This window comes from Blastocatellia bacterium (assembly GCA_025054955.1).
Lineage (GTDB): Bacteria > Acidobacteriota > Blastocatellia > HR10 > J050 > JANWZE01.
Genome location: JANWZE010000089.1, coordinates 1 through 7,279 on the forward strand (window position 1 = coordinate 1; position 7,279 = coordinate 7,279).

The 7,279-nt window shown below is 55.7% G+C and carries 5 protein-coding genes; all 5 read right to left on the reverse strand.

Annotation, left to right across the window (positions count from 1 at the left end; genetic code table 11):
• A partial coding sequence (locus NZ823_11760) for a DPP IV N-terminal domain-containing protein (protein ID MCS6805798.1) occupies window positions 1–1,529 on the reverse strand: 1,529 nt, incomplete at its 3' end.
• A gap of 1,262 nt (window positions 1,530–2,791) precedes the next feature.
• Window positions 2,792–3,535, reverse strand: coding sequence for a hypothetical protein (locus NZ823_11765; protein MCS6805799.1), 744 nt, complete (start codon window positions 3,533–3,535; stop codon window positions 2,792–2,794).
• The gene (locus NZ823_11770; protein MCS6805800.1) at window positions 3,532–4,239 is read right to left on the reverse strand and encodes a cysteine dioxygenase family protein; all 708 of its coding nucleotides are present in this window, start codon (window positions 4,237–4,239) and stop codon (window positions 3,532–3,534) included. The genes NZ823_11765 and NZ823_11770 overlap by 4 nt, the downstream gene beginning before the upstream one ends.
• Window positions 4,240–4,444: 205 nt before the next feature.
• A complete protein-coding gene (locus NZ823_11775; GenBank protein ID MCS6805801.1) occupies window positions 4,445–6,667 on the reverse strand; it encodes an FdhF/YdeP family oxidoreductase in 2,223 nt (740 codons plus the stop codon).
• Window positions 6,668–6,897: 230 nt separating this feature from the next.
• Window positions 6,898–7,131: a CDGSH iron-sulfur domain-containing protein gene (locus tag NZ823_11780; protein MCS6805802.1), complete on the reverse strand. Its 234-nt coding sequence runs from the start codon at window positions 7,129–7,131 to the stop codon at window positions 6,898–6,900.
• Window positions 7,132–7,279 lie beyond the last annotated feature (148 nt).

Below are 7,279 nucleotides of genomic sequence, written 5' to 3' on the forward strand. Positions count from 1 at the left end.
ACCTTTTGATAGAGGATGCCGCGTCCGTCTGGAGAAAAAGTTGGCCGGTAGTTTATCAAGCCGTCGTTGACCGACAGCCGCTGCTCATTTGTTCCATCGGTGCGAATGCGATAGATGTTCCACCCGTGATAAAGGCTCACGTCGAAGTTGAACGGCTCACCCGGCCCATCATATCGAAAGAACGTGATCCACTGATTGTCTGGTGAAACGCGCGGATTGAAACTGCCTTTGGGGTTATTTGTGATGCGCCTGATATTACGCCCGTCTGCGTTCATGATGGCAACTTCTGGCACAGGTCCCCAACGATAGCTGTTGAACACAATGCGTCCATCAGGCGCCCACACAGGATCAACATCGGCTCCATCAGTGGTCAGTTGTCGTTGATTACGTCCTGCATCGTCCATGACCCAGATATTGCCGTCTCGAGCAAAGACGATACGAGCGCCATCTGGCGAGAAGACGGGATGGCTGTCATTGAAGCGATTGTTAGTGAGTCGCCGAGCGCGTCCACCTGTTGTATTGACCACGTAGATTTCTTGTGTCTCTGAGACTGGTTGACCGTTATTATCGAGACTCGCCGATGTATAAACGATCCGTCGTCCGTCCGGCGACAAAAACGGCGTAGCAACAAATGCTTCGCCCTGTGTGCGCGATTGGAGATTGCTGCCGTCGGCATTCATGACGTAGATCTGTGGCCGACCCTCAAATTCGCGGCTAATGAATGCGATCGTTCCGGCAAGTTGTGGCGTCGGGTCAGGCGGCGGTTGTCCCGGCTGCAATTGAATCACGCCCCATTGCGCGGTGTTAATGAACTCGAGGCCGAATAGCCCGCCCAGTTCACCAGCGACGCCTTCTGCGCCAAGGCGAATCAACCAGAAGATGTTAAACCGGAGGCGTCCGTTCATATCCGTGCTAATATCCTCGGCATCCCCAGAATTGAGCGGGATGGCATACTCGATGATGTAGTCGCCGATGCCGCGAGGATTTGTATGAACAATGCGCCCGATCCCGTCAATGCGTCGGTCGGCATTATCTTGCCCTTCAGGAACCCGATGCAAATCGGCATAGAGACCGCGTTGTCCCCCGTCAATGTTCGGTTGAACCGTCACCAACAACTTTTCATCCTCGCCAAAATTGTATGTCCCATTGTTGTTGCTATCGAAATAGATGGTGAACAAATCGAAGCCGCGACCGGCGACATTCGGGTTGTTGTACGGCAGTCCGTAGATGCGCGCTCCGAGATACAAGTTTTTGTGATCATTCATCAGGTAGAGGTCAGCAGGGATGGGCTCTGTATCTTCACCTGTGTTCAGATTGATCATGAAGAATGTCAAGGGTTCGAGTCGGGCAGCATCCCACTCACCGGGGGCGAATCGTCCGTCAATTACAGGCGGCCTGGCCGTGAACACGCTGTTGATGATGGTATCTGTCTGCCCCGTCGCCGTTGAGGTTGAAACAGGCCATGAGATCATCATTGAGAGCAGAAGCGAGCAAACAGTCGTCGGAAGCAAGAGCGAATTCAGTTTCATCGAGTTCCTCCATGTTGAGAAGAAAACGCGGATGATGCAGCGTTGGCGCACACAGGCCGTCACTCATTGGCCAACACTTCTTGAATACATGGCCGCCGCGTTCCGTTAATGTTTGACCATCTGTGGCGCACATATCTATGCAGAAAACTCTTGGCGATGTCGGGCTCTCCTGCAATAGCGACCGGCGTCATTTTACCACACCGACTCGTTTGAGCAAGCTGAGATTTCAAGGGAATCACTCATGTAGGTACGTTCACCACGAAGAAGGAAAATGACGTACGGCACGTTGCCAAATTGCGCCACACTTGTTCTCGCGGGAATCGGTCACAGCCCAACGTACACCACGAAAGATCAAAATACAATTCTTCCGTGAAGTGCGTCTGTTTCGCTGGCTCCTTCAAAGGAATCGCTCTATTGCACGCCATGAAGAACGAGCATGGATCAGGCGCGGGAACGCTAGTGCCACATCCTCAAAGGAGCCAGCTCCATCAGCGGCGTTGTTAGACGCCGCAAGCTGGTAGCCAGACGTGAAACGTCTGGAAGGGCGTCATCTCACAATCCTTCGCGCCCTGAAGGGGCGCCACCGTTCCCCATCGGCTGGCTCATGCTGCTGACTGGCAGGCCGCCAGGGCGCAGCTCTGGCGCGTCTCCAACGCGCTACTCTGGTCCGATCTGCTCTTCCAGACGTTGTACGTCTGGCTAACTTCTGTTTGCGCCTCCGGCGCATGCTGACCTCGGACGTTTTCCGAGGGATCGCTCACGTTCTCCGCGCTCGCCACGAAGGATAAAATGGTTATTCTCAGAGGAGTCGGCCACAGATTGCACCGATTGTCACCAAGAGAACCAGCGGTGTGAATCTGTGAAATCTGTGGCTATTTTCAAAGGAATCGCCCATGAGCTTCGCGCTGGCCACGAACCATGAAAATGGTTATTTGCAGAGGAGGGAGAGGAGTCGGGCGGCCACGGCGAGCCGCCCGTACAGGGTGGCTCTGGGCCCGCGTTTTTGCCAGGAAAGCGGGCAGGCAGCGAGGCCTGTATGGGGGCCTCGCTGTGGGCCCCCGCGTAGAATGCGTGTGAGCGGATAGGACCGAATTCTTCAACCCGCAATTGGTACTGTCCATCTGTGTTCAGCAGTGGTGTTTCCGAAGAATCGCTCAAAGTTATTTTCAAAGGAGTTGTTCATGTCGTCCGGGACGACCCCCAGAAACGATCAAAAACGCCACAGGCAGGAATGCCTGTGCCACTTTTTCTGAGGAGATCGCTCATCGTGACGGCAACTGAAACAGCGAATCGCTCGGTTCAGTGTTGAACTTCCATTCGGTCACTTCGATCTCTTTTGAGAGGAACCCATTGCTGTTGAATATCCAGTGGGGCAGCATGAACGGGCCGACTTTCTTGTACTGCTCAAAGTCAGTCGTGGCTTCGGTCTCCTGTCGAGACATCGGGTTGTAGGCGGGAACGACGCTGCGCAGCAGCAGATGCGTTTTGGCGTCGAGGAAATAGCGTCCCTGCCGTCCGCTGGGAGCCGTCAGTTGGATCACGATGGCCTTCTTGCCGTGCACCATCTGTTGGCCTTCGACTTTCACTGTCCAGCCCGGCCGTGGCGGCCCCGTCAGGATTTTCATCCCGGCCCATTCCAGTTCAATCTGCTGCTGAAGTTCGCTGACCGGTCGCACTTGACCATTGCCGACAGCCCACAAGCGCGAGCCGTCGGAGCCGCTGGTAGATTGAAATTGACCGGACGAAAACGATTCACGCCAACGCGCCGGCGCTTTCATGACAAATGTGAGTTGACCTGTTTGTCCCTGACCCATGACAGAAACTTTGGCCGTTCCAGTCATGCTGTAATCGCGCACTTCAGCCAGGGCCTTAGCGCCACCAATAGCCGCAAGATGCTGGTTGATTATTTTGAGTGCTTGCGCCTGCCCCTCCGTCGCTTCACGCGGCGTTGCGCTCAGGCCCAGTAGTATGACCATCAAACCAATCCACTGAATGCGTGTGTTCATCCTGAAGTACCTCCTGAAAAATGAGTGAGTGAACTTGATCGCGATGCAATGACGCCACAATGCGCGGCTTGTTCCGCCGGCGTCAATCGGCATTGGCATGCCGGCAACTCTGATAACCGGCGGCCTCCGGTGTGCCGTTCGGTGACCACGCCATACTCGCTCGTGTAGAACAAGGTGATGTCACGACACAGACCCTGCTCATCATCATAAACAACGCAGGAATCAAACGGTCGGGCATACACATGAAGGCTCATGGCCGGTTGATTAAATTCGGCCGGATTCCAGACGACATGAACAGGCTCGTCAGGGTCTACCTTGGCCAAGCCGCCCGGCGAGAGCAACAGCTCTGCGAGCGGCTCCAGTTGCAGCGTACGCGCGTGTTGATCACAGCCGAGTCGCCTGTAATTGCGCACCACAAGCCGGCCGTCCACAACGGCCATCCAGCAGTGCTGACCACGATGATTGTGTATCCAACTGCGATGGCCAATGCCCCAGCATAGCAGCAGCAGCTCAAACTGCTCGTCTTTGAAGATCAGATTTCGTGAATAGTGCGCGTCGCGGAAATGAATGTACGGGGCAAGGCTCTCGAGGCAGATACGGCTGGCGTGGAGATACTCGGTGACTTGATCAGGCTGACCAGCGTGCAACCGCTGGTGTACGCCATTGACCAATTGATCAACGGTGATACAGTCCGGCTCGCTCATGGCGTCCTCCTTTGAGGCGTTTGCGTGAGCCACAAGTGTAGCGACTCCTGCCAGCGAATTCAACCGCTGTGTTTGTCTGAACTCGTGCGCGTCCTTGCATGAAAGGCATGCCTGCCACAGGGCTGCTTGGCTTTCAACCATCGGCTCATCTGCCAGCGTGTGCGCTGGTGCAACGCCAACAGGCGCGCCACCGCGACTGAGTTCATCAGCGCATCAGTTCAATGGTGACAAGCGCGTTATAGTCCGGCACGCCACCCACGGCATCGGTTACGCCGCGTGGGATGAGCACGTTGCCTTCAGGCCAGTGCACCTGCAAATTGCCGCGCGCCATCGGCGCAAGGAAGACACGGCCTTCAAATCGCCCGACGTGATTGACGAGGGTAATCCGGTCTTCATGTCTCAGGTGCAGGGCAGCAGCGTCATCAGGATTCATCAAGATCGCATCACGCGGCGCGCCCGTCAGCGGGTCTGTCTCCGCATAGATGAGCGTATTGAACTGCCGCCCGCGTCGTGTGCTGAGACGAAAGACGCCAGGTTGAGGTGCATCGTTCGGCAGCGGCACAACCTGAAAATGGGCTTTGCCATCCGGCGTAGGAAATTGCCAGTCGGCGCACAGGTGAGGCCCGCCGTATTGAAAGGCGTCGCCCAGCTTGCTCAGATGTTGAATCCCGTCATAAAACGGCACAACGGCGGCAATCTCCTGACGAATTGCCCAGCCGGTTTCACAACCCAGTAGATGCGCCTGCTGCGGATAGACGGCCGTCGCCAGTTGACGCAGGATTTTCCATTCAGCGCGCGCTTGTCCCACCTGACGCGGCAATTGCGGACCGAAGATAACCCGGCGCTCGGTGATCGTTTGTGTGCCGCCGTCGTCTTGCTCATAGCGCGTCTTGGCCGGCAGCAAGATCACCGCTTCTTTGGGTTCGATCAGCATTTGATCGGTGAGGATGATGTCTTGATGAACGCGCAGCGGCACATTGGCCATCGCGCGAGCCACGTACTCAGGCTCTGGCAGCGTGCGGAGGAAATTCCCACCGATGCAATAGAGCAGGTCGAGCTCGCCGCGCGCTGCCGCTTCAACCATTTCCGGCGCAGATAACCCGATCCAGTCGGGCACGTCGAACTGATACTGAGCGGCCAAGCGTCGCGCGTTCTCAGCATTGATTGGTTGACCGCCCGGGAAGGCTGTGGCATAGGCGCCCATCTCGGCGCCGCCTTGCACGCCTGAATGACCGCGAATCGGCATCAAGCCGCACCGGTCGCGCCCCACATAGCCTTTCATCAAGGCGAGGTTGATAATCATCTGCACCGTCTGGCCACCATAGGCATGCTGCGTGATGCCCATGCTCCAGACCATGACAGCGGTTTGGGCATCGCGAATGAGGCAGGCAAATTCTTCCATGCTTTGACGCGACAAACCCGACTGCTGCTCCAGCACCGGCCACGCCTGTTGTTGCACGCTCGCTTTGAAATGCTCAAATCCAGTTGTGTGACCCTCGATGAACGAAGCGTCGTACCAACCATTCTCGATCAGAATTTTGCAGACGCCGGTCAGGAAAGCTGTGTCGCCGCCTTGTGAAACGCCAAACCAGTAGTCGGCCACGTTGGTGCCGAATAATGCGCTGCTGACGCTTGAAGGAACCCAATATCGCTGCATGCCCGGCTCGCAATACGGGTTAACCATGACGACTTTGGTGCCAAGCTTTTTGGCTTCGTCAATATATTTCATGGTGACCGGCTGATCATTGGCCGGATTGGAGCCGAAAAAGATCAGCAGGTCAGTGCCCCACCAATCGCGGTAGCTACAGGTCGTCGCGGCAACACCAAGCGATTGCTTCATCGCGCCCGTCGAAGGCGAGTGACACAGCCGGGCAGCATTATCAATGTTGTTCGTCCCAAAAAAACGAGCGACCTTCTGCGCTACGTAGTAGGTTTCATTTGTGAGGCCACGTGAGGTGAGGTAAAAAGCAATTCGTCGCGGATCATTGCCGCGTATGTAATGAGCAATACGTTGATATGCTTCGTCCCACGTGATGACGTGAAAACCCGGTTCGCCTTTCTCACGCACCATCGGTACGGGCAACCGACCCAGCTCGCGCAAGTGGGCATTAGACCATGTGGCGAGCGTCGAAACGTCAGCAAGCTGACGCACGTCCAGCTCAGCCATCGTGTTCAGACGAAGCAAATTCAACCGCGTCAGGCAAAGATGCACGCCGTCAATTGTCCAATCGCGAAAGCCGGCTACACCCAGAGCGCATCCATCGCACACGCCCTGACTCAGCACTTTCCACGCATAGGACAAATTGTCTCGATTTTGCCAAGCGACACGGGCCATGTCGCGATAGTGATTCGGCTTGCTCTGGCCGAGTCCAAATGGAACCAGGCGCTTGAGCGTGTCCTTCCAGCCTCTTTCAATGCGATGCGACATTGGTGACCTCGTGGTTCGTGGTCTGTGATTCGTGAGCCGTGGTCCGTGATTCGTAATACGTGATTCGTGAGCCGTGATTCGTAATACGTGATTCGTGGTCCGTGATTCGTGAGCCCTGGTCCGTGAGCCATGATTCGTGAGCCGTGATTCGTGAGTCGGGATCCGTGTGTCGTCATTTAATTCACCATCCTCGGTTCACGATCCACGATCCACGATCCACGATCCACGGATCACGCTTTCGGCGCTGGCGGGGGCAAGTCTCGCGCTTCGACGACCGATTGAAATCCCTCGCGGGCATGAGCGCCATCACAGAACGGTTTATTGTTTGAATGTCCGCAACGGCACAAGGCGACGGTTGTACGGCCGCCCAATCCAAAGGTATTTCCGTTGGCATCCTTGATAACGATATTCTCGCCGATGACACGGAGTGGACCATTATTCGCGCAAATAATTTCTATACTCATCAAGACTCCTCCTTCATATTGAATTTAGGCTGGGCATTATAGCGTAGTGAGAGACCGACAACAATTCAGTTGACTGATCACGTGGGCAGCAACCAAATGTTGGCCATGACCGATCAGCCGCGAATTGTGAAGGGCGAGAGCTTCGCCC

Bases quoted from the DNA above. Each gene is read 5' to 3' on its own strand.
- NZ823_11765 (MCS6805799.1), bottom strand. From the start codon at position 3,535: ATGAACACACGCATTCAGTGGATTGGTTTGATGGTCATACTACTGGGC.
- NZ823_11770 (MCS6805800.1), bottom strand. From the start codon at position 4,239: ATGAGCGAGCCGGACTGTATCACCGTTGATCAATTGGTCAATGGCGTA.
- NZ823_11775 (MCS6805801.1), bottom strand. From the start codon at position 6,667: ATGTCGCATCGCATTGAAAGAGGCTGGAAGGACACGCTCAAGCGCCTG.
- NZ823_11780 (MCS6805802.1), bottom strand. From the start codon at position 7,131: ATGAGTATAGAAATTATTTGCGCGAATAATGGTCCACTCCGTGTCATC.